Source organism: Streptomyces albiflavescens, assembly GCF_014645835.1.
GTDB classification, from domain to species: domain Bacteria; phylum Actinomycetota; class Actinomycetes; order Streptomycetales; family Streptomycetaceae; genus Streptomyces; species Streptomyces albiflavescens.
In genome coordinates this window covers 347,291-373,947 of sequence record NZ_BMMM01000004.1, presented here as the reverse complement: position 1 = coordinate 373,947, position 26,657 = coordinate 347,291, and the positions used below count along the sequence as shown (strand labels likewise).

20 protein-coding genes and 1 pseudogene are annotated in these 26,657 nt (G+C 69.6%); 9 read left to right on the top strand and 12 right to left on the bottom strand.

Annotated features, from left to right (window positions below):
* Nucleotides 1–107: 107 nt before the first annotated feature.
* The 4 genes and pseudogenes from IEY95_RS14035 to IEY95_RS14020 all read right to left on the bottom strand — a co-directional run.
* Nucleotides 108–2,177, bottom strand: a complete 2,070-nt coding sequence (locus IEY95_RS14035; protein ID WP_189186317.1) for a SpoIIE family protein phosphatase — start codon at nucleotides 2,175–2,177, stop codon at nucleotides 108–110.
* Nucleotides 2,178–2,325: 148 nt separating this feature from the next.
* Complete coding sequence (locus tag IEY95_RS14030) at nucleotides 2,326–4,650, bottom strand: SpoIIE family protein phosphatase (RefSeq protein ID WP_229702899.1); 2,325 nt, start codon at nucleotides 4,648–4,650, stop codon at nucleotides 2,326–2,328.
* Between the two features lie 229 nt (nucleotides 4,651–4,879).
* A complete protein-coding gene (locus IEY95_RS14025; RefSeq protein ID WP_189186316.1) occupies nucleotides 4,880–5,464 on the bottom strand; it encodes a hypothetical protein in 585 nt (194 codons plus the stop codon).
* Between the two features lie 23 nt (nucleotides 5,465–5,487).
* A pseudogene (locus IEY95_RS14020) lies at nucleotides 5,488–5,625 on the bottom strand (transposase); the annotation flags it as partial.
* A gap of 198 nt (nucleotides 5,626–5,823) precedes the next feature.
* Between IEY95_RS14020 and IEY95_RS14015 the strand changes: the two are divergent.
* Nucleotides 5,824–6,648: an SDR family oxidoreductase gene (locus IEY95_RS14015; protein WP_189186315.1), complete on the top strand. Its 825-nt coding sequence runs from the start codon at nucleotides 5,824–5,826 to the stop codon at nucleotides 6,646–6,648.
* Between the two features lie 320 nt (nucleotides 6,649–6,968).
* Here IEY95_RS14015 and IEY95_RS14010 read toward each other — a convergent pair whose 3' ends face one another.
* Entirely contained in the window at nucleotides 6,969–8,087 is a 1,119-nt protein-coding gene (locus IEY95_RS14010) for a GNAT family N-acetyltransferase (RefSeq protein ID WP_189186314.1), read from the bottom strand.
* Between the two features lie 875 nt (nucleotides 8,088–8,962).
* Between IEY95_RS14010 and IEY95_RS14005 the strand changes: the two genes are divergently transcribed.
* A complete protein-coding gene (locus IEY95_RS14005) occupies nucleotides 8,963–9,691 on the top strand; it encodes a DUF2637 domain-containing protein (RefSeq protein ID WP_229702897.1) in 729 nt (242 codons plus the stop codon).
* 286 nt (nucleotides 9,692–9,977) lie between these two features.
* Here IEY95_RS14005 and IEY95_RS14000 read toward each other — a convergent pair whose 3' ends face one another.
* The 4 genes from IEY95_RS14000 to IEY95_RS13985 form a co-directional block, all read right to left on the bottom strand.
* Complete coding sequence (locus tag IEY95_RS14000) at nucleotides 9,978–11,165, bottom strand: cytochrome P450 (protein WP_189186313.1); 1,188 nt, start codon at nucleotides 11,163–11,165, stop codon at nucleotides 9,978–9,980.
* The gene (locus IEY95_RS13995) at nucleotides 11,155–11,940 is read right to left on the bottom strand and encodes a cyclodityrosine synthase (RefSeq protein WP_189186312.1); all 786 of its coding nucleotides are present in this window, start codon (nucleotides 11,938–11,940) and stop codon (nucleotides 11,155–11,157) included. The genes IEY95_RS14000 and IEY95_RS13995 overlap by 11 nt, the downstream gene beginning before the upstream one ends.
* 177 nt (nucleotides 11,941–12,117) lie before the next feature.
* A complete protein-coding gene (locus tag IEY95_RS50385) occupies nucleotides 12,118–13,014 on the bottom strand; it encodes a calcium-binding protein (RefSeq protein WP_189186311.1) in 897 nt (298 codons plus the stop codon).
* Nucleotides 13,015–13,123: 109 nt separating this feature from the next.
* The gene (locus IEY95_RS13985) at nucleotides 13,124–14,356 is read right to left on the bottom strand and encodes an MFS transporter (RefSeq protein ID WP_189186310.1); all 1,233 of its coding nucleotides are present in this window, start codon (nucleotides 14,354–14,356) and stop codon (nucleotides 13,124–13,126) included.
* A gap of 83 nt (nucleotides 14,357–14,439) precedes the next feature.
* Here IEY95_RS13985 and IEY95_RS13980 point away from each other — a divergent pair, with 83 nt between their 5' ends.
* The 3 genes from IEY95_RS13980 to IEY95_RS13970 all read left to right on the top strand — a co-directional run bounded on the left by IEY95_RS13980 (nucleotide 14,440) and on the right by IEY95_RS13970 (nucleotide 16,927).
* On the top strand, nucleotides 14,440–15,405 hold the full coding sequence (locus IEY95_RS13980; RefSeq protein ID WP_189186309.1) for an ArsR/SmtB family transcription factor: 966 nt from the start codon (nucleotides 14,440–14,442) through the stop codon (nucleotides 15,403–15,405).
* A gap of 34 nt (nucleotides 15,406–15,439) precedes the next feature.
* Nucleotides 15,440–15,940: a glutathione peroxidase gene (locus tag IEY95_RS13975; protein ID WP_189186308.1), complete on the top strand. Its 501-nt coding sequence runs from the start codon at nucleotides 15,440–15,442 to the stop codon at nucleotides 15,938–15,940.
* 87 nt (nucleotides 15,941–16,027) lie between these two features.
* A complete protein-coding gene (locus tag IEY95_RS13970; RefSeq protein WP_189186307.1) occupies nucleotides 16,028–16,927 on the top strand; it encodes a MerR family transcriptional regulator in 900 nt (299 codons plus the stop codon).
* 160 nt (nucleotides 16,928–17,087) lie between these two features.
* Here IEY95_RS13970 and IEY95_RS13965 read toward each other — a convergent pair whose 3' ends face one another.
* Together IEY95_RS13965 and IEY95_RS13960 are read right to left on the bottom strand one after the other, a co-directional pair.
* Nucleotides 17,088–18,923: a DUF8823 domain-containing protein gene (locus IEY95_RS13965; protein ID WP_189186306.1), complete on the bottom strand. Its 1,836-nt coding sequence runs from the start codon at nucleotides 18,921–18,923 to the stop codon at nucleotides 17,088–17,090.
* Nucleotides 18,924–19,127: 204 nt separating this feature from the next.
* Complete coding sequence (locus IEY95_RS13960; protein ID WP_189186305.1) at nucleotides 19,128–22,070, bottom strand: D-alanyl-D-alanine carboxypeptidase; 2,943 nt, start codon at nucleotides 22,068–22,070, stop codon at nucleotides 19,128–19,130.
* A gap of 220 nt (nucleotides 22,071–22,290) precedes the next feature.
* Between IEY95_RS13960 and IEY95_RS13955 the strand changes: the two genes are divergently transcribed.
* The 3 genes from IEY95_RS13955 (at nucleotide 22,291) to IEY95_RS13945 (ending at nucleotide 24,696) form a co-directional block, all read left to right on the top strand.
* Nucleotides 22,291–23,046, top strand: coding sequence for a GOLPH3/VPS74 family protein (locus IEY95_RS13955; protein WP_189186304.1), 756 nt, complete (start codon nucleotides 22,291–22,293; stop codon nucleotides 23,044–23,046).
* Between the two features lie 354 nt (nucleotides 23,047–23,400).
* Nucleotides 23,401–24,258: a helix-turn-helix domain-containing protein gene (locus IEY95_RS13950; RefSeq protein ID WP_189186303.1), complete on the top strand. Its 858-nt coding sequence runs from the start codon at nucleotides 23,401–23,403 to the stop codon at nucleotides 24,256–24,258.
* 237 nt (nucleotides 24,259–24,495) lie between these two features.
* Nucleotides 24,496–24,696 carry a DUF397 domain-containing protein gene (locus IEY95_RS13945; protein ID WP_189186302.1) on the top strand — a complete coding sequence of 67 codons (201 nt, stop codon included), beginning with the start codon at nucleotides 24,496–24,498 and terminating at the stop codon, nucleotides 24,694–24,696.
* A gap of 236 nt (nucleotides 24,697–24,932) precedes the next feature.
* Here the strand turns inward: IEY95_RS13945 and IEY95_RS13940 are convergent, their stop codons facing one another.
* On the bottom strand, nucleotides 24,933–25,772 hold the full coding sequence (locus tag IEY95_RS13940; protein ID WP_189186301.1) for a hypothetical protein: 840 nt from the start codon (nucleotides 25,770–25,772) through the stop codon (nucleotides 24,933–24,935).
* Nucleotides 25,773–25,853: 81 nt separating this feature from the next.
* On the opposite strand from IEY95_RS13940, the gene IEY95_RS13935 reads away from it, so the two are divergent.
* On the top strand, nucleotides 25,854–26,639 hold the full coding sequence (locus tag IEY95_RS13935; protein ID WP_189186300.1) for an SDR family oxidoreductase: 786 nt from the start codon (nucleotides 25,854–25,856) through the stop codon (nucleotides 26,637–26,639).
* Nucleotides 26,640–26,657: the final 18 nt, after the last annotated feature.

The window sequence follows — 26,657 nt, the reverse complement described above, 5'->3', positions numbered from 1 at the left end:
CCCGCAACCTCTGCACGCTGTTCCGCTCAAGCACGGCTCCGGCAGAGGTCGTAGGGCCAAAGCCGAGGTCGAGGATCAAGCTGCGGCGCGTGCACTGTTCGGCCAGGTCAGGCCGTGGGGGTGCCGATGCGGGCGGCGAGGATGGTGATGTCGTCTTCGGCGGGGCTGGGGGCGAAGCGGTCCATGAGGGTGGCGCACAACTGGTTGAGGTCGTTGTGCGCGCCGGTGAGAAGGCGGATGAGTTCGTCCAGACGCTCGTCCAGGTCGGTCCCGCGGGTTTCGATGAGGCCGTCGGTGTAGAAGACGACGATGCTGCCCGGGTCCAGGACGACCTCGGTAGTGGTGAAGCGGATACCGCCGATACCCAGGGGAGCGCCGGCGGGCAGGTCGAGCAGGCGGGCGCTGCCGTCGGGTGTCACGAGGGCGGGCGGGGGGTGGCCGGCGCGGCCGAGCCAGCAGCGGCAGGCCGTGCAGTCACAGATCCCGTACAGGCAGGTGGCCAGGAGGGGGCTGTCGAGTTCCTGGAGCGCGTCGTCGAGGTGGTGCAGGAGCTGATCGGGGGGCAGGTCGAGGTGGGTGAAGGCCCGCACGGTGGTGCGCATCTGCCCCATGATCGCGGCGGCTTGGATGCCGTGGCCCATCACGTCGCCGATGACCAGGGCGCCCTTACCGGGGGCGAGAGTGGCGACGTCGAACCAGTCCCCTCCGACCTCGTGGACGTCGGAGGCGGGCCGGTAGCGGTGGGCGATCTCGATGCCTGCCGGGGGTTTCGGGAGGCTGGGAAGCATGCTGCGCTTCAAGGTGAGCGCGACGTCGTGCTCACGGTGGTAGAGCCGGGCGTTGTCGATGCAGATGGCGGCGTGGGAGGCCAGATCGCTGGCGAGCGCAAGGTCGGCGGCGTCGAAGGCGGGCCGGTCGCCATCCCGCAGGAAGGTGGCGACGCCGAGGACCAGGCCGCGGGCCGTGAGGGGCACCATCATCATCGACGTCACGCCCAAGGACCGGAGCCGTTCGGGAATCGAGGAGTAGCGAGCGGCCTGGGCGACGGCACGGTCGTCGATGCGGCGCAGGAGGAAGGGCCGACGGTCGATGACGGCCTGCGCGTAGGGCGCGCCGGCGGGGAAGTGCAAGGTGCGGCCGACGGGGGTGAGGATGTCGGCGGCCGCGTGATCTCGGGCGGGGGCCTTGCCGAGGCGGCGCAGGGCGGCGCCGCCCCACAGGCTGGTCATCGGCTCGATGGCTTCCGTGAGGTCGGCCAGGGCGTCGACGGTGGCGATGTCGGCGAGGCGGGGCACGGCGATGTCGGCCAGCTCCTGTCCCGTTCGGGCCACATCGAGGGTGGTGCCGATCTGCAACGTAGCCTCGTTGAGCAGCGCCAGGCGTTCACGGCCGGCGGCGGCGTCCCGCTCGCTCTTCTCCTGGGTGGTGACATCGATGATCGAGGCGTTGATCCCCAGCGGTTCGCCTTCCGCGTCCTCCAGGCGGAAGTAGGAGCAGGACCACACGCGCTCGTGGTCGGGGCTGGCGGGCGTGCGGCCGATACTGCGGAAGTTCACCACCGGGTCGCCGGTGACCAGCACCCGTCGCATAGCCGCTTCCATCTGGTCGCTGTTGACCCCGGGTAGCACCTCCGACGGCCGGTGCCCTATGTGCGCCGCGGCGGATAGCCCGTTCATCGCCTCCAGGGCTCGATTGACCCGCTGGAACCGCAGCTCGGTGTCGAAGATCGCCAGCCCCACCGGTGAGCGGGCGAACAGCGCGTCCAGCAGGCCACCGGCTTCGCGGGCCTGACGCGCTTCACGGGCATCGGCCGCCAGGAGCAGTACGTCCCACGCCTCCCCGCCCTGTGCGGCCACGGGGCACCCCCACACCTCCATCCCGATGGTGGAGCCATTCTTGTGCCGCATCGGAAATTGCCCGGTCACGCTGCGCCCAGCGGCAACCGCGTCGTGCACGACGCGGGCCTCCCGGCGATGGTCGGGGAGGAGGAGGTCGGTCAGGTCACGGCCGATGACCTCATCGGTGGCGTAGCCGAGCAGCTCGGGGGCGGCCTTCGCCCACTGCCTGATCCGTCCGGTGCCGTCGGAGATGATCAAGGCGACGGGCAACAGATTCCACCATGCCGCGGCCTGCCCGACCGCAGCCGTCCGCTCCCCGGCCTGCCTGGGATCCGGCATCACGAGTGCTCCAAGTGCTGCTTTCCATTATGGGCAGGTTTGTGAGCAGCGGCACCGGCGTCTGTAGCGGTAGTGGCTCGTGCCTCAGCCGTGCCGGAAGCAAGCGGTCGGCAACGGTCATTCGCGCATCACCGTGGGATTGCCGTGCCTACGGCATGTGCAGCACCTGCTCGCCCCAGATGGTCTTGCCGGTGCGGGTGTAGCGGGTGCCCCAGCGCTGAGTGAACTGGGCGACCATGAACAGGCCGCGGCCGCCCTCGTCGAATACTCGGGCCCGGCGCAGATGAGGACTGACGGTGCTTCCGTCGCTGACCTCGCAAATCAGCGTCTCACCCTTGATGAGCCGCAGCCGGATCGGCCCTCCAGCGTGCCGCATCGCGTTGGTGACCAGCTCGCTCACCACCAGCTGCGTGACGAACGCGGCCTCCGCCAGTCCCCACAGGGCAAGCTGCTCCGCTGCGAGCCGGCGGGCATCGGCGACGACCGCGGGATTGCTGGGCAGGTCCCAGCTGGCGAGGCGGTCCGCGTCGAACACGCAGGGGCGGGCCAGGAGCAGGGTGACGTCGTCGGCGTGCGGTTCGGGGCACAGGGTGTCCAGGACGGTGTCGCACAGATCATCAAGCGTGGTGGCCGGCCGGGCGAGGGCGCTGCACAGGTCGGAGAACCCTTTGTCGACGTCGCGATCCCGGGTGGTGAGGAGACCGTCGGTGAACAGTGCCAGCAGGCCCCCTTCAGGCACGATGACGTCCACCGCCTCGAACGGCAGACTGCCGAGCCCCAGCGGAGGGCCACAGGGCAGGTCGATGACACTGCTGGTGCCGTCCGGGTGGATCAGTACGGGGGCGGGATGGCCGGCACGGGCCAGGGAGCAGATGCCGGAGACCGGGTCATAGACGGCGTACAGACAGGTGGCACCGATGTCGCCGGGGATCTCACCGGTGGGCTCGCCACCTTGCTCACCTGCGGTGTGGGTGATGATGTCGTCGAGGTGAGTGATGAGTTCCTCGGGCGGCAGGTCGATGTCGGCGAGGGTGCGCACGGCGGTACGCAGGCGGCCCATGGTCGCAGAGGCGTTGATGCCGTGGCCGACGACATCGCCGACCACCAAGCCGACTCGTGCTCCGGACAGGGGAACCACGTCGAACCAGTCACCGCCTGCCTGTGCGCCGCCGCCCGCAGGCAGGTAACGGGCGGCCGTCTCCACAGCGGGATGCACGGTCGACTCCCGGGGAAGCAGGGCCCGCTGCAGTGCGAGCGCGATGCCGCGCTCCCGCGTGAACCGGCGAGCGTTGTCCAAACAGATCGCAAGCCGGTCGACGAGGTCCTCGCTGATCGCCGTACAGTCCGGGCCGAAGGCTTCTTCATGCGAGGCCGCGTACCTGACGAACAGGACTGCACCGAGGGAAACGCCCTGAGCACGGATCGGCACAGCGATGAGCGAGTGGGGGCCGAACGTCTCCGCGAGCGACGCCTGAACGGGATCCTCGGCCAGCCAACCGATGATCTCGGGATCCTTGGTGCTGTGACGAACGGCCCGGCCCTCGGCCAGACACCGCTTGACCGGCGACGACCATGCATGGGTATGCACTTCCGTAGCGCTGATGACCGCATCGGGCGCGTGCCCGGCGGCCCACTCGTATGCCGCCCGGCGCAGGGCAGTGACACCCCGAGGAAGGACGGGCCCGGGCAGCTCACCCTGGAAGACAGGCTCCAGAAGGTCCACGCTGACGAAGTCGGCGAAGCGAGGGACAGCGAGTTCCGCGAATTCTCGTGCGGTTCCCACGATGTCCAAGCTCGTACCCACGCGGGTCCTGGCCTCGCTGATCAAGGCGATGCGCTCCCTGGAGTCGTACTGCTGGGAGTAGTCGGACGCCGCAACACCCACCGCACGCACCGAGCCGTCCGCGTCCTTGAGCGGGAAGACGTCCATGGCCCAGGCGTGAGCCTTGGAATCCCCGGGGAGCCTGACGATGGGCTCCGCCGCTTCCGCTTTCCCGGTCCGGGCCACTCGAAGGACCCGCCGCTCCACCTCCTCGATCGCGTTGCCCTGGAGAATCTCGGTCAGGCGCCGGCCGCGGGCCTCCTCCTCGGAAAAGCCCCCCACTCCGAGCATCGGCTGGTTCCCGCGCAGCAGGCGCGCGTCGAGGTCGCAAATAGCAACGGCAAGCGGCTGCTGCTCGAATATCCACTGCGGGAGAAAGGCATCCCGGGGTGTGCCTGTCGCGGCCTCGGGCACGGCCGTCAGCAGGAGCAGGAAGCCGCAATCCCGATCGGTGTCCTGCAGCGGGCACACGTGCACCTGCGCGTGCAGCGGGAGGCCGTCGCGGTGCCGCAGCGTTCCCTCGGTCGTCAGCAGGTCGTCCACCGGCCTGCCGATGATTTCAACAGGGGCGTATCCGAGCAGTTCCTGCGCACCCCTGCTCCAGTGGGTGACGCAGCCGTCCCGGTCCAGCACGCCTACCGCGGCGGACACGTCCAAGCCAGCACCGGTGAAGTGGCGAGTGTTCCGCCTGCCCCAGGTGTGCATGGTGGTCTCTGATCTCTTGTCGCAGGCAGTATCCACAGTGCTCCTGGGACCATGGGAGCGCAAGCCTCAGGCGGCCTGCCTCGACCCACCTGCGCACCCGTCGGGCCGCAGCCGGAACGCGCAGGTCAGCGTCTCGCGCGCCAAAGGCTGTCCCGCAAAGCGGGTGGGTTTCCCTTCAGCGCCCCAGGAGGCTTGCCCACCGATTCCGGTTGGCTGCTCGGCTTTGCCCGAGCAGCTGGGTCTGCTCGCTCTTGAGCTGGGCGAACCGGTCACGGACGTACTCCCTGAGCTCCCGTCCGGGGAAGGATATGAGTGACAGGTGCTCCCCATAGTTGCCTTGGGCCCAGCGCGCAGCAGTGATCTCGTAGCCCGAGACGTGGGCGCAGAGCTGGAGCAGGGCTTGGGGCATCTCCTCCTCGATGAGGAGGTCGGCCTTGGTGACCACCACGTCGCGCATGGCTTGGATGTTGGGGATGAAGACGGTGGTGGCCCAGGTGCGCCACTCCGCAAGTTCCTGCTCGGTGGGGGGTGTGTCGTGGCGGAAGGGGTCGCGGCCGTCGGGGCGGGCGTACTTCTCTGAAAAGGTGTCGTAGGTGCGGCTGTTGGCTTCCATCAGGGCGAACAGTGGCCCGTAGAAGTCACTCAGTTGCTGGTTGACGCGCGTGAGCCGGGCCTGTCTCTGTGCAAGGCGCAGCCCGTTCAGGTAAGTCGCGAGGTAGCCGATGAACGCCAGCCCGACGGTCACGATCACTGTAGCCATGAGAGAGCATGTTATGGACATGCTCAGCCGCTGCCGAGGGCAAGGTTGTGGAGGCGGGCGATACCGAGCATGGCGTGGTGGACGCCGTCGGCTTTCAGGCGGCAGTCGCGGAGGATCTTCCAGCTCTTCATCCGCGCAAAGACGTGCTCGACCGCACAGCGAGGCGAGCTCTGGTGCCTTCCGGAGTCGGGCGGGCCTCGCCCCGGAGCGCAGGAGCCCCGGAGCGCAGGAGCGCAGGAGTTTCGCCGGAGCGCTGGAGCGCCGGAGTTGCGCTGGAGTGCACTCCAAGGTGTTCGCTGGTGACAGAAGCGCCGCGACGTCACGACGGAGCAGGCGACGAGTTTCATGAGGAGCACGCCATGACACAGAAGATCTGGTTCATCACCGGTGCCTCGCGCGGCTTCGGGCGGGAGTGGGCGATCGCGGCGCTGGAACGTGGCGACTCCGTGGCCGCGACGGCGCGCGATCTGTCCACGTTGGACGATCTTGGCGCGACGTACGGAGAGCGGCTCCTGCCCATCCAACTCGACGTCACGGACCGCGATGCCGACTTCGCCGCCGTGCGGCAGGCGCACGAGCGGTTCGGGCGCCTCGACGTGGTGGTGAACAACGCCGGCTACGGCCACTTCGGGATGGTTGAGGAGATCACCGAGGCGGAGGCCCGCGCACAGCTGGAGACCAATCTGTTCGGCGCGCTGTGGATCACCCAGGCGGCACTGCCGTTTCTGCGCGAGCAGGGCAGCGGCCACATTCTGCAGGTCTCTTCCATCGGCGGGATCAGCGCGTTCCCGCTGGTCGGCATCTACCACGCGTCGAAGTGGGCGCTCGAGGGGATCAGCCAGTCGCTGGCCCAGGAGGTGGCGCAGTTCGGCGTCAAGGTCACGCTGATCGAGCCCGGTGGGTTCGCCACCGACTGGGCCGGCTCCTCGTCGCGCACGTCCGAACAGTTGCCGGCGTACGCCGAGTTCCACGAGCAGGTGCAGGAGCAGCGCCGCCGGCGCGTCGGCACCCCCGGCGACCCGCACGCGTCCGCCGCGGCCGTGCTGGAGATCGTGGATGCCGACGAGCCGCCGCTGCGCTGCTTCCTCGGTTCGGCACCGCTGGGTATCGCCAAGGCCGACTACGAGCAGCGTCTGGCGACGTGGGAGAAGTGGCAGCCGGTGGCGGAGCTGGCGCAGGGTTGAGCGGAAGGTCCGGAGCGGGCCGGAGCGGGCCGGCAGACGCACGCGACAAGCGGCACACGCCAGACGGCAGACACCAGACAGCAGACGCCAGACACCAGACGGCAGACGGCAGACGGCAGACACCAGGTCAGCCAAGCCGGTCCGCGACGGACACCCGTCGTGCTGGAACGCGTGAACGCCGCCGCCTTCCCGACACGTCCTCGCACGTCCCGACCGGCCGCCCGTCCACCGGCGCGCCCATCGCCTACGCGTACGCGTACGCGAGCGAGCAGGCGGAGCTCCAACTCCTCGTCGTAAGCGCCCAGTTCCCGACCTGGTGGTCAGCGTGCACGCGGCCGCGCTCCGCCGGAGCCCGTCCGGCCCGACGTGCGGAGCGTGCCGACCGTCTTCAGCAGCCGGTCGGCCGGGTCGCGCAGCCTGGGGTGGGCGAGGACCGTGTTCCGCAGGCCGCGTACCGGCCTCCGCCAGAGCCGGTGCGCCGCCGCCACCGGGTGGGGGCGGATCGCGAACCCTTCGCCCACGCGCAGTTCGCGGGTCTTGAGCCAGTCCTTCCACTCCTTGTCGCCGCGCCCCAGATCCATGAGCCGTACGCCGTCCCGGCCCGCGGCCTCGGCCATCCGCAGGTGCATGATCAGCCCGGGCGAGTAGTAGCGCAGTTCGGGGTCGTACGCGGTGAACCAGGCCGCGAACGCCGTGCGCGACGTCGGTCCGAAGTGCGCGGCCACCGGCCGGTCGCCGGCGTACACGACGGAGAGCACACCGGTGAAGTGCTCCTCGCGGACGTCGAACAGATGGTCCACCAGGTCCACTATCCAGGGCCGCGCGAACCGGTCCATGCGGCCCGTTCTTCGGTACTGGGCGGACTTCCACCGCATGAGCGTGCGCAGCACACGCGGGTCGCGCTCGTCGTAGACGAACCGCATCTCGCCCAGGTCGCGCCCCAGCCGGCGTTCCTTCTTCAGCGTCGTCTTGGCCAGCCCCGGGTAGGCGCCGCGCAGCCACTCCGCATAGCTGCCGTGGCCGCCGTCCTTCAGGTCGATGACCGGTGAGGCGAAGGTTCCCGTGGCGTATCTGCCGAAGGGCTTCTGCTCCTCTACGAGATGGTCGAACTCGAAGACGGACAGCCCGCAGGCCCGCAGCAGTTCCTGGGTGTCCCAGGTGACTCCGGGGCGGTGCACGAGGGCCTGGCAGTCGGACAGGCCGAGCCCGATGGCCCGGCCGACGCCGAAGGCGTTGCGCTCGTACGGGAAGAAGCCCACGGGCTCTCCCCCCTCGTGCAGGACCGCCACCCGCGCCCCACCGCGGTATCTGCCGACCCCGGCCGCGAACTCCGGTGCCAGGAAGGGGTTGGCGTAGTCGGGCGACTCGTCCATCGCCCGGTGCCACGCCCGGCGAAGCGGAGTACTCAGCTCCTCGGGTCTGTGGATCGTGATGTCCACCTCAGATCAACCGCCCTTCCGCAGGCTCCGCGAGGAACGTACTGGTCACGGCGCAGGCCTCTAAGGCGCGTGGATCATTGTTCATGGATCGAATGGATCGCATGGGCGACCGCTCCCCCCAGTTCCCCCTGACGCGCTGGCCGCGTCCTGCCACTTCTTTGGCTATCCCCTGAACCACGCCGTGTACGCGCTCGTTCCACGGTCGCCGACCGAGACTCGAACTGTCCAGCGGGGATCAAACGTCGCGAAACAGTACGCACGCTGTCAAGGGTGTCTGTCGTAACGGAAGCGTGCGGATCGGGTCTCACGACCGGCACGGCTCTGCCCGGAGGCCGCCCAGCCCACCCCCCGGGGGCCGCCGGCTGCCCAAGCCGCACCCCGTCGGCCGAATCGGCCTACCAGCAGTCCTACACGTCACCCGCCAATCAGCAAAGCCATAAACGACTTATAGGATGGAAAAGGCCCGGCCAATCATGCAATATTCGACAAGGCTGCAAGAATCCATCTTCAGACATTCATCACCTTTGTAGTGCAATCCAATATCCACAGCGATCGACCGCCATCGGTAAAAGAATTACCCTGAATGCCCGTTACCTCACCGCCGGTTACACCAGTTAGGTGGTCGTGACGTGGAAGGAAAGGTCTCCAGGTGAGGTTCGTTCGACCCTCCGCCGCCGTGAAGACCCTGAAGAGCAGGCACACTTCAGCCACTGTTCGGACCTGCTTGAGGACTTCCTCAAGACAATCAGCCGAATGGAGAATGAGTACCTGCAGGCCTCCATCGAAGGAATTGGCATCACCAGCGCGGCCGCCGATGGCCCCAAGACTCAAGCCCTGGACGGATCGCTCCGAACCAGGCTGCGGGGGAGCCGGACATGAACAGGAGTCAGAACGAACCGGGTCTGCACGACATGCAGTTCGGCCTGCTGGCCGACCAGCCGTGGTCAGGCCAACACCCCTATGACCAGGAGATGTTCGAGTCGGATCGAATCCTGCACATCCCCCAGCCGACGGTCTCGGCGAGCGAGTGGGATCCGGCCGAAGAGCTGGCCGAGATGCTCGGCGCGGCGACCGCCATGGACCCCTCCTCCACCCTGGCCGACGACTATGGCCCTACGCGCCACCGGGTCGACCGACGGCGGTCACGGCCAGGCGTCGGCTTCCTCGACAAGCAGCGCAAGGCCATCCCTGCCGCGATTCTGGTGGCCCTGATCATCGCCTGCTCTGTGACCATGCTGGGCTGGTCCATCTCGTATTCATACAACCAACTACGTGCCATCGCTTTGTTGGTGGAGCCGCGCAACCTGGCGCGATGGTGGCCGCTGACCGTATATGGACCATGGCTTTTGGCTGGTCTATCCATCCTGCGGGCATCCGTTCTACGCCGCTCCGCCCGCCGGTCGTGGACCGTTATGCTGCTCTCTTCCGGAACGGCTGTGGTCCTGTGCGTAGGCCATTCTCCGCACTCCGCACTCGCCATGGTGATCGTCGGAATTCCGCCTATTACCGCCCTGGTCTGCTTCCGGGAGCTCGTCGGGCAGATGTCGTCCCCGAGCGGCCCTCGCCATGCCACTCATACTGCAAAACATTCCAACGACGGATGACCACGGCGCCCGGCCTGGACGCATGCTGGGCCGGGCGCTGTTCCGGGACTTGCGAGGCATGGATCGCACAGCCACCACGGGTCGCGGAGTTGCCTCTTGGGCACGAGAACGACCTTATGTGCACACGCCGTAGGGCATCGGACCAACACGCGCCCATCTTCCGGCTGCACGGGCCGGGAGCCTCGGCACAGCGGGCTCCCGGCCCATCACGCGACCTCACCGCAGGACAGACGTACCCACAGTCGTCACCTCATGACGGACGTACCCACAGTCGTCCCCGCGCCGCTCACCACATCACCGGCAGACGCTCGGGAAGGCGCTTCATGAAACCCGTCCGCCACACCAATTGCATGATGGGGACGGCCAGTTGGAGCTCCGGCATGCGGTCGAGCAGCGTCTCCAGGGCGATCTCGGCGTGCTTCTTGCCGAGGGCCGTGGCGGGGCAGTAGTGCCGGCCGCCGCCGAAGGAGAGGTGGGCGGTGTTGTTCTCCCGGGTGAGGTCGACCCGGTGCGGGTCGGGGAACTCCTCGGGGTCGAAGTTGGCACCCTCGACGAGGACCAGGACGAGCTCGCCCGCCGTGACCTCCACGTCCCCCAGACGCACATCCTCCAGGGCGAGGCGCGGCAGTCCGTCACCGATGGAGAGGTTGATGCGGAGGAGTTCGTCCACGGCGGCCGGAATCCGGTCCGGGTGGGCGAGCAACTCCTTCCGCAGCTCCGGGCGTTGCAGCAGTGAGACGATCGCCATCGTCAGGAAGCCGGACGTGGAGATCACGCCGGCGCCGAACATCGTCACCCCCACCGTCGCGAGCATCTCGTCGGTCAGGTGGGCGTACTCCGGGTCGTCGCGCAGGGCCGCCAGCTCGGACATGAGACCGGTCGTCGCCGGGTCGTCCAGGCGGGCGGTCATGTACGCGATGTCGCGGTCCCAGTTCAGCTTCGCGCCGGTGATCGGGCAGGCCGAGTTCATGAACGCGATGTCCAGGCTGCGCATCAGCCGGGGCGCGTCCGCCTGCGGGATGCCCAGGATCTGACAGTGCATCGCCGCCGAGTACGGATCGGCGAAGCCGCCGCGCAGGTCCGCGGGAGCGCCCTCGGCCAGCAGCCCGTCGACGAGCTCGGCGGCGTACGAGCGCATCCAGTCCGCCAGGCCCTCGCTCTTCGGGTTGAGCGCCTTGAGGACGGCCTTGCGCAGCCCGGCCCCGGTGATGTTGCCCATGTTGTTGACGACCTCGGGCGGGATCGTCAGGGCGTACTGGCGCGGCACGCCGGGGGCCGAGGTGTCCTTCAGGCTGAAGCGGCTGTCCTCCAGGACCTGCTTGCACAGGTCGTACGAGGAGACCAGCCAGGCCTCGTCGCCCGCGATGGTCCGCACGCGCCGAACCGGAGCCGAGGAGCGCAACTCCTCGACTTCGGTGGGAAGTTGGTCTCCACGCCAGGAGAACGGGAAGTCGAGCAGGTTCTCAGCGAGCATCGCCGTCCCCTTCCTCCGGCGTGACGGCGGGCGTGACGGCGGGCGTGACGATCGCGTGGCCCTGGTTGCGGGACGCCCGCAGGCCCGAGCCGCGCGCGTACAGCAGCTCGGCCATCGGCAGGAGCTGGTGGTAGCAGTTGAGGGAGGACGGGACGCCCAGGATGGCGGGGGTGTCCAGGAACAGCGGCGCCTCCGCGCAGACGTACTTCAGGCACACCTCACGCAGGCGCTCGGTGCCCTCCCGTCCGTCGAGGACCTTCGAGGAGAGGTACGCGTCCACGAGGGCGTCGCAGGTCTCGCGGAACTCCCCGTCCGTGTCGAGGAGTTGGCGGATGTGGTCGTGGATCCGTCGGTACGCCGGGTTGTCCGTGAAGTCCGACATGGCGTGGGCGTCGAGCCTCCCACCCCCCGCCCCGCCGCCGGCACCGAAGGACTCCACTGCCGCGTTCACCTTGGCGCGTACGCCCCGCAGGTTCTTCACCGCCTTGCGCCGGGCGTCGTCGGCGGTGTAGCCCAACGCCTCGTACATCTCGCTGACATGGAGGTCGGTATAGACGAGGTCGACCCGGTCGAAGTGGTCGATGCCCCAGCGGGCGAGGTCATTGATCCGGCGGGCCGAGAAGTAGCTGTTGCCCGGCGAGACACCGATCACGGCGTGGTCGCCCGCGGCGTGAATGACCTGACAGTGGGGTGTGTACGGCTGAACTCTGAAGAGGCCGGAAATGACGGGCCTGGGAGTGACGTGCTGGATCTCGGGAACTGTCGCAGTCGTCAACTGGAGAGTGTCCTTCGCGTCGCTAGTCCCAAGGGAGCCTCGTGCTCCTGGTGTGGCGACGACGCCGTGAAGTTAGCGTTCGGACACGGAGAGTGTCAACGGGGGGGCAGGGCGGTGCCGTGGGCACGCCCACGGCACCTGACCGGCACTCCTCGCGCCCGCCCACGCCCTCGGTGATCAGTTCTGGTGGACCTTGTCGCTGCCCGGGCCGCCGGACAGGTAGTCGTTGCCGGCGCCCCCGTGCAGAAGGTCGTCGCCGCTGTTGCCGTACAGCTTGTCGTCTCCGGTGCCGCCGTACAGGGTGTCGTTGCCCCGGCCGCCCTGGAGGAGGTCGCTGCCGGCGTTGCCGTACAGCTTGTCGTTGCCGTCGTCGCCGTACAGGGAGTTGCCGTAGTCGCGGCCCTCGGCGTTGTCCTCGCTGATCCCGCCGTACAGGGTGTCGTTGCCCGCGCCGCCGTGGCAGGTGTCGCCGCAGGCCTTGAGCGTGTCGTTGCCCGCGCCGCCGAACGCGCCCTCGCTCCAGGCTCCGCCGCCGCCGGAAAGGGTGTCATTGCCGTCCTGGCCGTAGAGGACGTCGCGGCCGTGGCCGGTCAGGGTGTCCCGGCCCGTGCCGCCGTAGATCCTGGTGTACGCGCCGCTGTCGGCGTCGACCGTCGCGCTGTCGTCGCCGTCGCCGAGGTCGACTATCAGGGAGTCCAGGTCGGAGGCCCCGAAGTTGGGCTCAGCGACCGTGCAGACCGCCTTGGTCCTGTCGGCGGCGTCCGGACGGACACAGCCCGCGCCGAGCGAGATCGTGACGGTGTCGTCGAAGGTGAAGATGTAGTCGGTGAGCTGGGATGCCGGGTCGGTCTCGCCGAGCGCCCAGGAGACGGTCAGCTTGTTCGTCTGGCCGGAGGCCGCCGTGTAGAAGAGCTTCTGGCCCTCGACGACCGCCGTCGCGCTCTTGGCGGTCGCGGCCTGCGCCGTCGGGGCGGCGACCGCCGCGGACACGGCGGCGGTGGCGGCGGCGAGCGCCAGCGCCTTCGGAAGGGCGGCGCCACGGCGACGCGGCACGGTGGTACGACGACTGAACATTGCTGACCCCCACGTGGGTTTCTGTGCGCCGATGTGCGCGTTCGGGTACTTCGTTCGACCCTGGTGACCGTGGGGTGGTTGTGGATGCCGCCATACAACTTTCGTCAGTTCAGGGAGAGTTCACCCCGGATTGCCTTTCTTTTGGCGCGGACACCTCCGGGTGTTGGCGATCCCGGGACGCGGTACGGCCGCGGAGGAGCGACGGCGCCAGCGTCAGGGTCACGGCGATCGAGGCGACGGCCATGACCGTCATCCCCGTGCCGGGCGAGGTGAGTTGGGCGACGCCGCCCGCCAGCGCCGCGCTCACGCCCTGCATGGTCAGCATGCCCGCGGTGTGCAACCCCAGGGCGTGGCCGCTCAGTTCGTCCGGGATCAGGGACACCAGCCGTTCCTGCTGGATCAGGCTCGCGCCGAAGCCGATGGAGGCCACGGCCACCGCGGCCGCCGCCAGGCCGACCCCCGGCCGGAGCGCGAACAGCAGATACGGCGTCGCGAGGAGCAGCAGGAACGGGATGCCCAGGCGGGCGCGCACCCGGGGCGGCAGGAAGCGGCCCGTCGTCACGTCCCCCACGAACATCCCGAACGCGGCGAAGGCGAACAGCGCGCCCGCCCGGCTCGGCGCGTACGACACGTACAGCGACTCGCAGCCGACGATCAGGCCGTTGGGGATCCAGAGCAGGAGGTAGAGGGTGCGGCGCTCGGGCGAGGACCACAGGCGCGCGTTCGTGCGCCAGGTCTCCGCGACGGACGGGCGGCCGGCGGCGCGCGGGGCGCGGCGGGTCAGGCCCAGGCGGGCGGTCAGGGCCGACGCCAGATACAGGGCCGCCGCCAGGAGCAGCGTGACCCGCGGGGACAGCAGCGCCACCAGGACGCCACCGGTCGCGTATCCCGTGATCTGCGCGACGCCGCTCATCATGTTGAACACCGAACGGCCCAGCAGATAGCCCTCCTTGGCGAGGATCTCGTTCAGCAGGCCCCACAGGACGCCGCCGCCGAACGACTGGACCAGGCCGAGGAGCAGGAGCAGGACGAAGATCGTCCAGATCGGAAGGCCGGGGGTCGCCATCGCCGCCGTACCGAGCGCGAAGGCGAGCGCGATGCCCGTCACCGTCGCCCGCGGCGGCAGCCGGTCCGCCGCGGAGAGCAGCGTCGTCGCGCCCACGACCTGCGCCAGCGACGGTCCGAACATGCTCAGCGCGGAGAGCAGGGGCGAGTCCGTCGCCCGATACACCAGGGTGGCGAGGGCCAGACCGCTCACCGTCGAGGCCGCGGTCTTGAAGCAGGAGGACAGGAACAGCGGGGTGAACTCCCGCGTGCGGAAGAGGTCGGAGTAGCTGCGCATGCGCGGAGTCTCGGGGGCCGTGCGAGGCGGTCGTTATTGTTTCGCGTGGAGGCGAAACCAAGACGAGGGGAAGGGGGCGGCGCATGGGCTGGTGGCAGGTCAACGCCGACACCCTTGCCGGAAGCCGTTTCGTGCTGTCGCCGCTCGCGGAGACCTTCGCGAGCCTGAAGGTGCTGCACGCGGGGGTGGGAGCGCATCCCGGGGAGCAGGCCTGGCTGCGGGCCCATCTGCCCGCGTACCGGAAGCGGCTCGCCTCCGACCCGGTCACCGCGCTGCTCATCCGTTCCGGGCTCGGGCGGGCCTGGATCGCCGACTTCCTCACCCCGACCCCGTACGGCGACGAGACCTTCGAGGACGAGGTCGCCCGGGTGCGGGAGACGTCACCGGACGACGCGCGCGCCCAGCTCACCGTCTCCCTCCCCGGCCCGCTGCCCGACCGGCTCGTGGACCGCGACGACCTGCCCGGCCGCGCCGCCGATCTCCTCACCTACGTATGGGAGGAGGCCGTACGGCCGTACTGGGACCGGCGGCGGCGCATCCTGGAGGCGGATGTGGTCGCCCGTACGGCGCAGTTGAGCCAGGGCGGCTGGGCGGCGGCGCTGGACGCGCTGCGGCCGGGGACACGGTGGCTCGGCGGGAACCGGCTGCAGGTGAACCTCCACGAGTATCCGCCGCGTGAGATCTCCGGAGCGCAGCTCCTCTTCGTGCCCGTCACCCCCAAGGCCGGCTGGGTGTCCTGGGAGGAGCCCCACCGGTACGCCGTCGTCTACCCGTGCGCGGGTGTACTGGCCGACGTACGCGCCGAAGCGGTGCCCGAGAGTCTCGGCGCGCTCCTCGGAACCGCCCGCGCCGGCGTCCTCGTCCTCCTCGACTCCCCCATGTCCACCAGCCAGCTGGTCGCCGTGACCGGGCAGGGGCTGGGCTCGGTCGGGCGGCATCTGAAGGTGCTGCTGGACGCTCGGCTCGTGCAGCGGCGGCGGGCGGGGCGGTCGGTGCTGTACTCGCGGACGGCGGCCGGTGAGGTGCTCGTCACAGCCCAGCGGGGCTGACGGTCATGTCATCCACCGGAGTTAGCATCCGCTTATGACTACTGACAACTCTGTGCTTGACGTCGAAATCGGGGCCCTTCAGGGTGGTTCCGCCGATCTGGGGCAGTACAAGGGCAAGGCCGTGCTCATCGTGAACGTGGCCTCCAAGTGCGGGCTGACCCCGCAGTACGCGGGCCTGGAGCGCCTCCAGGAGCGCTACGCCGCCCAGGGCTTCACCGTGCTCGGGGTGCCCTGCAACCAGTTCATGGGGCAGGAGCCCGGGACCTCCGAGGAGATCGCCGAGTTCTGCTCGGCGACGTACGGCGTGACCTTCCCGATGACCGAGAAGGTCGAGGTGAACGGGGACGGGCGGCACGGGCTGTACCAGCGACTGGTCGGGACCGAGGACGCCGAGGGGCACAGCGGGGACATCCGATGGAACTTCGAGAAGTTCCTGATCGGGCGGGACGGCGCGGTCGTCGGCCGCTTCTCGCCGCAGACCGAGCCGGAGTCCGCCGAGGTCGTCGCGGCGGTGGAGAAGCAGCTCGCCGGCTGAACCCGACGTGATGGACCTTGCCCCTGGGGCAAGGGGAACCGTCCTGTGTCACCGGGCGGAAGGCGCCCGGTGACGGAGGATGGGCTCGTGCATCAGGAACACGCGCATCAGGGACCGGGCCCGGATGCGGGCCGGGGAGCGGATCGGGAACTGCTCACGATCGGGGCGTTCGCCGCTCGCGCGCGGCTCTCGCCGAAGGCGCTTCGGCTGTACGACCGGCTCGGGCTCCTGGCTCCGGCGCACGTCGACGAGGTCAGCGGCTACCGCTACTACCGCGCCGATCAGGTCGAGCGCGCCCGCCTGGTCGCGCTGCTGCGCCAGCTCGACATGCCGCTCGCGCGGATCGCGGAGGTGGTCGAGGCGCGGGGTCCGGCCGGCGCCGAGCTCCTCGCCGCGTACTGGGCGGACGCCGAGGCCCGGTTCGCTTCGCAGCGGACCCTCGCCGAGTACCTCCGTGGACGGCTGTCGGGAAGGAGTTCCGAGATGTACGGGAAGTTCGTGGTCGAGACGGTGGACGTGCCCGAGCGGGTGGTGCTGACGGAGACGCGGCACACCCTCGCGGACGAGCTGCCGGTCTGGATTCCGGCCTCGCTGGGGCGGCTGGAAGAGGGCGCCCAGCAGTGCGGGGGGATCACCGGGGCGCCCTTCGTCGTCTACTACGCCGAGGTCAGCACCGAGAGCGACGGGCCGGCGGAGACGTGCGTTCCCGTCGCCGACGCGGATGCGGCGCGCGCCTGGGCCGAGAAGCAGGGCCTGCCCTGGCGGGCCAAGGTCCGTGTCGAGCCCGCCCAGCGGCTCGCCTACGCCCGCATCACCAAGGCGCAGGTCGCCCACCCCCAGATCCTCGCCGCCTTCGAGGCCGTCGAGGCGTGGATCGCCGAGCGGGGGCTGTCGTACGACGGTCCCTGTCGCGAGGTGTACTTCGCGGACTGGGACGCGGCGGGGCCGGAGGACGCGGTGTGCGATGTGGCGTTTCCGGTGAGGTGACTCGGATGGGGCGGATGGGGCGTTTTCTCCCCATCCGCCCCTGGCCCGTCCCGTACTGAGGACTGCGCCCCCAGGCCCCCGCTCAAAAGATCGCGCAGTTCCCCGCGCCCCGTTCAGGGCCGCGGGAACGACAGAACGCTCCGGCCGCCGCTCAGACGGGTCAGCGGAGCTCCTCCGGGCAGGGGGTTCCCCGGGGGAGCTGGTACGGCGCCGCCAGGCGGTAGGTGCCCGGCTTCGGGGCCAGCAGTTCCGTCCACTTGTCGCCCGCCGCGGTCTCCTCCGTCGGCATCAGACAGCCGTTGAGGTTGTCGTACGTCTTCGGCGTCCCCTCGGCACGGTGCTTGGACCGCTCCGTCTCCTGCGGCGGCTTCACGCTCTTGCCGTCGGCGTCGACGATGCTGAGCCACGGGGAGTACGGGATGCGGATGAGAATGCGGCCCGCCTTCTTCACCTCGAGCGTCAGCTCGCCCTGTTCGGCGCGGTCGACGACGGCGTTGGGCTCGGCGAGCTGCGCCGGGTCCGTGACGGCGAAGAGCTGCCAGTTCGCGTCGCCCCAGATCTGCCGCAGATACGGCATCCCCCGCTGGACCAGTTCGCGCTCACGCTCGCCGCCGTCGCCGTCCGGTTCGCCCTTGGGCAGCACCACGTAGTGGACGGCCCAGCGCTGCAGCCATTCGTGGTAGTTCGCGGAGTTGAGGGTGTCGTCGTAGAAGAGGGGGTTGCGCTCCATGTCGGCCTGACGGTTCCAGCCGCGGGCGAGGTTGACGTACGGGGCGAGGGCGGAGGCCTCGCGGTGGGAGCGGGCCGGGACGACCTCGACGCGGCCCTTCTCGGCGCCCACCACCTGGAGCTGGTTGACGAGCGGGGCCAGCTCACGCGCCCAGGACGCCGCCGGGGTCGTATGCACGATGTCGTCGACGGCCTTGAAGCCGATCCAGCCGACGAATCCGGCGAAGGCGACGACGGTCGCGTACCACTTGCGCGACTTCGGCACGGTGAAGGGCAGGGCCGCCAGCAGCACGACGCCCGCGAACAGCATCGCGAGGCGCGAAATGTTGGTGCCGATCTGCGAACTGATCAGCCAGACGCCGAGCACGGAGAGGCCGTACACCGCCGCCGTGATCCGTACCGTCTTCCACTCCTCGGGGACGAGGACGAAGACCAGGACGGAGTACACGAAAGGCAGGATGACCGAGTAGAAGGTCATCGGCTGGGTGCCGGAGAAGGGGAACAGCAAGGCCGATACGGCGACCACCACGGCCGGCGCGATCCCGAGCGCGTACGCGCCGGGCCGGCGCTTCTGCAGGAACAGGGCCACCGCGACCAGGCCGACGAACAGTCCGGCGACCGGCGACGCGGCAGTCGCCAGCGCGGCGAGCGGTGCCGCGCACAGGGCCTTCGCCCAGCGTTTGTAGCGCCAGCGGTGGGGCCAGCAGAAGACGACGGCGGTCGCGGCGAGCGCGAACACCGTGCCGAGGCCGTAGGTCACCCGGCCCGAGACGGCGTTGCACAGGAGCGCGAAGACCCCCGCGAGGGCGGGCCACAGTGGGTTCTTCACCGCCCGGCTGCGGATCAGGATCATCATCAGCAGGCCCGCCGAGATCGTCCCAGCGATCATCATCGTCGTACGGACGCCGAGTACCGACATCAAATACGGCGACACCACGCTGTACGAGACCGGGTGCATCCCGCCGTACCAGGCGAGGTTGTACGCCGAGTCCGGGTGCCGCCCGACGAACTCCGCCCACGCGTCCTGCGCGGCGAGATCCCCACCGCTGTTCGCGAACGTGAAGAACCAGATGATGTGGAGGACGCCGGAGAGGGCGGTGGCGAGGGCGACGGGGTGGCGCAGGAAAGGGCTCAGGCGGGTGCTGCGCTCCGCCGTGGACTCTTCGTCCTGCGCTCCGTCAGGGGTGCGGGCGGGCAGCGGTATTCGCGGGCCTGCCCCTGGGCCCGGATCGGCGTCGTCGGCGTGTGTCGGCTCCGCTGTCGCCACTGCAAGGCTCTCCCGTGTCCCGTTGTCCGTTCTGCGCCGGGAGCCGCGGCCCACGACCAGCCCCGAGGCCACTCAGCGACGCTAGCACGCACCCCGCCGGGGAGCGCCCGGGCGGGGCTCCGTCGACGGGGTGCGGTGCGCCGCTTCGTACCCGGCGTACGTCACCGGTGCGTGCTGCAATACGTCACCGGTGCGTACGTCCGTTCAGCTGACGCGGGTCAGCTTGGCGCCGAGGCCCGGCTCGGCGAGGTCCGACTGGAGCGCGACGGGGATCGTCACGGCGTGGCTGGAGCCGTCGCCGACGGTCAGCTGGCCGACGACCGTGCCGGCCTTGCCGGAGTGCGGGACCGTTTTGCCGTCCTCGTCATCGATCGACAGCTTCGTCTCCAGGCCGGGCCAGCCGACCGCCGTCATGTTCTTGGTGGCGACGACGGGCGTCCGGCCGCCGAGCTGGTCGTCCACGTAGCCGACGACGTCACCCTTCTTCACCACCGTGGCGGAGGTCAGGCTCTGCTGGACCTTGTCGATGAGCTTCTGGCTGTTGGTCAGTGCCAGCTGGAGGCTGTCCCAGACCTTGCCGGTGCCGGCGTTCTGCCCGAGCACCGCGCCGTAGACCGTCTCGGTCCTGCCGTTCACGGTCTTGGTCGCCGCCCACACCAGGTTGCCGCCCGCGGGCGTCGACGAGCCGGTCTTCAGGCCGATCACGCCGACCTGCTTCACCAGCAGGTCGTTGTTGTTGTAGATGGGCTTGTCGAGGCCGGGGATCTTCGCGCTGGCCATCGAGACGATGCTGCGGAACACCTCGTTCTGCATCACCGCCTTCGCCAGCTCGAGCTGGTCGGTGGCGGTGCTCACCGTCGTCTTCTGCAGACCGCTCGGGTCCGTGTACGTCGACTTCGTCATGCCGAGCTTCTTCGCCGCGGCGTTCATCTTGCCGACGAAGGTCTTGTTGTCGGAGTCCCAACGGGCCAGCAGCCGCGCCGCGTTGTTGCCGGACGGGATCATCAGCATCTGGAGCATCTCGCGCTCCGTGAACTGCTGCCCCTTCGACATGGCCGCCGTCGACTCGTCCGGCAGCTTCGACTCGTCCTCGGCCTGCTGGTCGACGGTGATCTTCTCGCCGCTCTCGTTCCCCTTCAGCGGGTGCTCCTGAAGGATGACGTACGCCGTCATGATCTTGGCGACGCTCGCGATGGGTGCGGGCGTCTGCTTCCCCTCCGTGCCGAGGCTGCCGACGCCCTCGACCTCGATCGCCGACTGTCCCTGCCCCGGCCAGGGCAGATCGAGCTTGCCGCCCTCGAAGGTGTACGTCTCGTCGGCGGTGAGCGCGAGGGACGGGGTCGGGAGCGGCCGTACGGCCTGTACGACTGCAAAGATCACCGCGAGCAGCAGGACCAGCGGGGTCCAGATCTTCACCCGCCGCACGATCGTCCGGACCGGGGTCTGCGGGGGCGGCGGCGTGTTCGTCAGCTCGGCCAGCAGATCCAGCGGGGGCTTCGGCGGCAGCGGCTGCTGGGTGGTGCGCTCGGGCCCGACCTGCGGGAGCGCGGTGGTGGCGGCCGTCGGCTTGTCAGCGGTGCCCGGGACGGGGGCGGCCTTCGGCTTCGCGGGGGCGGCCGGCTCGTCGAGGGGCTTGAGGGCGACGAACTTGCTGGTGCGCTCGGCGTCGGACTCGGGCTTGGGCTTGGCCGCGGGCCTTCCCGTGGCCGGCTTGGTGCCGCCGCCCAACTTGAGCATCGTGGTGGGCTGGTCCACGGCCGGGGGCCGGGGGGCCTTGAAGATGGCGGTGGGCTGATCGACCGGGGGCTCGGGGGCGGTGGAGTCCTTGCCGTCCGTCGAGGTGGCCTTCGGGGAGTCCTCCGAGGCGCCCTTCGGGCCGGGGGTTGCGTCCTCGTCGGAGGCGTCGTCGTCGGACGTGGACGTGGACTTGGACTTGGATTTCGACTTGGACGCACTGTCGGAGGCAGACGCGGAGCCGGAGTCGACGGCGGGCGCGGACGCGACCCCGGCACCGGAGGCGGGCGCGGACGAAGACCCGGCGTCGGCCTCGGAGATGGAGGCGGAGGCGGATGCGGATGCGGATGCGGGCGCGGATGCGGGCGCGGAGGCAGACCCGGAACCGGCCGTGGTCTCGGCCTCACCGGCGGCAGAAGCCTCGTCGGACGCGGGCGCGGGCGCGGAGGCGGAGGCAGACGCGGAGGCAGACGCGGACGCGGAGCCGACGTCGGACGCGGAACCGGCCGGGCTCTCGGCCTCACTCCCCGACTCACCGGCGGCAGAAGCCTCGTCGGACGCGGAGGCGGAGGCAGACGCGGGCGCGGAGGCAGACGCCGACGCGGAGCCGTCCTTGACCGCGGAACCGGCCGCGGTCTCGGCCTCACCGGCGGCAGAAGCCTTCTCGGCCGCGGAGTCCCGGCCCTCGACCGCTCCAGCGTCCGGAGCTGACGCGTCGTCGGACGCCTCCGATTCGCTGTCGGCCTCGGAGGCGGACGCCGACTCCGACTCCGCCCCCGACCCGGCCGTCGCCGCGGCGCCGTCGGCAGCCGCGGCGGAGTCCTCCCCGCGGGAGTCCGCCGCATCGCGCGGCGAGTTCTCGCCGGACGTTGCCGCGGCGCCGTCGTCCTCGCCGTCGCCCTCGACGGCATCAGTCGGTTCGGCGTCGTCCGCGACCGCGTCGGAGCCCTCTGAGTCAGCGGAACGCCCCGCGTCGTCGGAGCCCTCTGAGTCAGCGGAGCGCCCCGCGGCGGAGTCGCGCTCGTCGCGACTGGACTCCCCGGCGGCCGGGGAGTTGTCGCTGTCCGCACCGGCCACCCACGCGGCCACGGCTGCCCGCAGTCGGGAGTCGCCCTGGGAACCCTTGTCGCCGGACTCGGCGGACTCGGCGGAGTCCCCACGCTCGGCCGCCGTCAAGGCCTTCGTGGAGAACACCGCCGTAGCCTGATCCACCCGTACCGTGGCTGCCCGCTCGCGGGCCACCGCCATACGGGGGTCGGCCGAAGCCGGGGCCGGGGTCGAGGACGACGCGGCACCTCGCGCCGGACCCGGAACCGCGGCCGGGGTCCCCGGCGTCGGTTCTGCCGACGACGCCGGCGACTCGTGCTGCTTCGACCTGTCGGGGGACTCGCCCGCCACCGATTCCTCCTCCATCCGGCACACGCCCTCCGTGCGCCAACCGAACCGTCAAACCCTGCAACCGCCGCCCGGACACCGCTGTCCGAACCATGTACCAGTGTCCTGTGTGAGGGCTTAACCCCTGCGGTAGACGAGAACGACATACCTACTGGTTCCACTACATTCCGGTCACGCACCCTCGACAGACCAATGTGAGAGGGGTCACCCTGTCATTCATCCACGCGGGGAGGCATGGATGGGCAGGAGCCGCAGAACACTTCCGGAGGAGCTTCTGCTGCTGGCGTTGGACCCGACCACGGGTACCACCGCACAGCCGCAGTCGCTCGACCTAGGTCTGGCCGGAGCACAGCTAGTGGAGCTGGCGCTGGCCGGACGGATAGCCCCAGACGGGGATCGTATCGCCGTGGTGGCCCCACGGCCGACTGGAGATCCAACACTGGACTGTGCGTTGGAACTGCTTCGCCGGCGCGGAGCACCCGTACGCGCGGTCAACTGGATTGGCGGACCCCGACTGGGACTTCGCCAGACCTACCTCTCGCATCTGGAGAGGTGCGGCATGGTGCATGCCGTGGCCGGCCAGATGTGCGGGGTGCTTCCGACGACTCGCTACCAAGCGACGGACACGGAAATCAGCCGGGAGATCAGGTCCCGGCTGGACAGCGCGATCCGCACCGGCGTCCCGCCGGACCCGCGGACCGCGGCGCTCGCCGCGCTGGCCCATGCGGTCGGTCTCGGCAAGCACCTGTACCCGGGTAATGAGGGACGCTCGTCCCGCTCCCGGCTGCGGGACCTGATCAGGCACGACCCCATGGGCGGTCTCGTGGCCCACGCGGTCATGGACGTCCAGAACGGTGTGGCCGCACAACCGCGCCGCAGCCCGGCACCGGCAGGCCGTCCGGCCAGCGCCGGGGTCAGGACAGCACCGGAACCCGCCCGCGGTGTTCCGATGCAACCGCGCCGCGGTTCCATGGCGCGCGCCGTGGCCCACTGAGCCGCAGTCCCACGGCACCCGGCACCACACGCAGTATCAGCACCGCCAGCACGACCAGCACCGCCGCTGCCTCAGCGCCGCACCGCAGTCCCCAAGACCGGTTCGGGAGCCGCTGGCTCGCGCGGGGTGTTGGGGCCGTACGTCCGGACGACGACACGGCCCCAACGCCCCGCGCGGCCGCATCTGCGCGAGCCCCGACGGAGGCCGGAGCAGCCCCACCCGTGCGCCGGATCCCCGAACTGGCGCCTACCCAGCGCATATCCGCTGTTTCCCAGCGGTAGAAAGCACCTTGGTGGCAGTCTGCTCAACAGCAGATACGCAAAGTAGAGGTTCGCAGCCGGAGGTGCACGTCCCGTGGCGTCCAATGTCAATCCCACCGTCCGGCGGCGTCGGCTGGGCCAGGAGCTGCGCCGGCTCCGCGAGCTCAAGGGCATGACGGCCGAAGAGGTCGCCGAGCGGCTGCTGGTCTCCCAGTCGAAGATCAGCCGATTGGAGAACGGGCGGCGCAGTATCAGCCAGCGCGACGTCCGCGATCTGTGCGGGGTCTACGAGGTCGACGACCACCGGATCGTCGACTCACTGATGCAGATGGCCAAGGACTCGCGCCAGCAAGGCTGGTGGCACTCCTTCGGGGACATCCCGTACAGCGTCTACATCGGGCTGGAGACCGATGCGGCATCCCTGAGGGCTTACGAACCACAGATCGTTCCCGGCCTGCTCCAGACCCGGCCGTACGCCGAGGCCCTGATCACCGGCGCCCTGCCCGAGACCGCGCCCGGCGACATCGACAAGCGGGTCCAGGTACGGCTGAAGCGGCAGGAACGAATCTCCGCCCCGGGCAACCCACTACGGCTCTGGGCAGTGGTCGACGAAGCGGCACTGAGGCGCATCGTCGGCAGCCGCCTCGCCATGCAGGAACAGTTGGAACACCTCGTGGAGATGTCCCAACTCCCCCATGTCACCGTGCAGGTACTGCCCTTCGAAGTGGGCGCGCATCCAGGCCTCAACGGCCAGTACGCGATCCTCGAGTTCCCGGACGCCGCCGATTCGAGCGTCGTGTACATCGAGGGCGTCACGAGTGATCTTTACCTGGAGAAGGCGAACGACGTCCAGAAGTACAGCGTGATGTACGAACATCTCCGGGCGCAGTCCCTGAATGTGGACCAATCACGCCAGTTGATCGCGGATATCGCGAAAGAGTACGCGCGTTAAGGTTCACGCCTCCCCCGGGGGTGGAGGCGCCGCACAGTACACCTTCGCCACGCCGGGACGGAAGACCTCACTGGAATATGCCATCCAGTCGAGTGAATAGTCGCTTCGTGCGTCGATGTTGGCGAGTAGCGTCGATCACGCCATCAAGTAACAGCGTTGGCGCAAACCGCGCCGTGGGTTCGGAGACGAAGCCGCCGCGCGTGACCGCAACTCAACAACTGGCTACCGGAGCAAAGCATGGCAATCCGCCAGGGCGCCTCACCCAAGTGGACAAAGTCCTCGTACTCGGCCGGCAACGGCGCGTGCGTGGAGGTCAAGTCCCCCGACACAGCAGCACTGGCCGTCCGGGACTCCAAGGTTCCCGAAGGCCCCACGCTGGCCTTCCCCGCGGACAAATGGAACGCCTTCGTGGCGGAGGTGAGCCGAGGGGCTTTCTGACCATCGCCCGATACCTCGATCAACAACTTCACAGGAACATCGGAAGAGCCCTCTCGACTGGCCCGCCGTCCCGGCCGAGGGGGCTCGGTCTTGTTCAGGACATTGCCTCATCGAGCAGTCGGTCAAGTAGTCGCACGGACTCGCTCTCGGGCAGCGCGACATCCGCACTCAGCGTCTTCATCGCTGCCTCATAGACAGCCACCTCGTTGGGGTCAAGCGCGGAACGCCAGCAGGCATCAGCGGAGGCGGTCGACGTACTTGTCAGTCCCCGGGACCGTCGGAAGGAACGGCGCCACCAGCTCGACGCGCCCGAAACCGGCCTCCGTGACCGACTCGTCAAGTCCGGTGAAGTGCCCCTCCCAGCACTCCCGGGGATCCGTCTCCAGGAACCACAGCAGCGTCAGCCGGGTGTCCACGCCCTCGACCTGCTTGACGTACGTCATGCGATCGCCGGGGAGGGGGGTCGGGCGGAAGATCGTGACCATGGCGGCGGGTGAGCCCGCGAGGCGTTTCGGCAGGTGCCGGGAGCGCAGCCACTCCAGCAACTCGGTGCGCTGCGCAGCGGATTCAGCGTCGACGACCTCCACCACGAGGCCCGCGTACGGGTGGTCGAGGGCGTGGAAGTCGCGAGGGCCGGCGGCGCCGTCCCGGTAGACGGTGGCCTCGTGGTCCTGGAACGCCGTGAAGACGTGCGTACGGTCCTGGTAGACGCGGCCGTCGCGGTTGAGCCGCTTGTTGATGCCGACGGTCCACTTCATGTGGTCGTCGTAGCGGCCGTCGGTGACCCAGTACGTGGAGATGTAGCAGCCCGCGGTGACCGGCTGGGCGACCGCCGACTTCTCCGGGTAGCGCAGGAGCTGGAGATCGCGGGTCGCCACCCAACGACGGCCCGCGTACATCCAGGGCATGGCCATCGCTCCGGCGTAGTAGTGGTCGTCCTCGTACCAGCGGTTGTACGCGTACTCGTGGCCCGGGTGCGGCTCGACCATGGTGATCAGGGCGTGGCCCGGGTGGACGCCGTACGGGCCGAGGGCGGCCAATTCGGCGTACGTCTCGCTGCGGGTCTCCTCCGACATGACGATCCCCTTCCTTCTTCCGCCGGACGCCCATACTCTGACGCCCCGTCAGACAATGCGCCAGAGCCGGGGAGGCTTCCGATGTCACTGCTCGCGGGCAAGACCGTCGTCGTGTCGGGAGTCGGGGCCGGTCTCGGCCATCAGGTCGCGGCGGCCGTGGTGCGCGACGGGGGCAACGCGGTGCTCGGGGCGCGTACGGAGGCGAATCTCGCCAAGTCGGCGGCCGAACTCGATCCGGACGGCGCGCACTCGGCGTACCGGGCAACGGACATCACGGACGAGGGGCAGTGCGAGGCGCTGGCCGCACTGGCGGCGGAGCGGTTCGGGCGGATCGACGCGGTCGTCCATGTCGCCGCCTGGGACAGCTACTTCGGCGGCCTGGAGGACGCCGACTTCGCCACCTGGCAGTCGGTCATCGACGTGAACCTGCTCGGCACCCTGCGGATGACCCGCGCCTGCCTGCCCGCGCTCAAGTCGCGCGGCGGCTCGGTCGTCTTCATCGGCACCCAGTCGTCGGTGGCCGCGCCGAGCCAGGTGCGACAAGCGGCGTACGCGGCGTCGAAGGGCGCCCTGACGAGCGCGATGTACTCCATGGCGAGGGAGCTCGGCCCGCATCGGATACGGGTCAACACCGTGCTGCCGGGCTGGATGTGGGGTCCGCCCGTCGAGGCGTACGTCCAGTTCACCGCGCACACCGAGGGCGTGCCGGAGGCAGACGTACTGGCCCGGCTCACCGAGCGGATGGCCCTCCCCGAGCTGGCCACGGACGGAGATGTGGCGGACGCCGCGGTGTTCCTGGCGTCCGACCGGGCGCGCGCGATCACGGGGCAGTCGCTGCTCGTGAACGCCGGTGAACTCATGCGGTAGATGCGGCCGTCGCGGCTC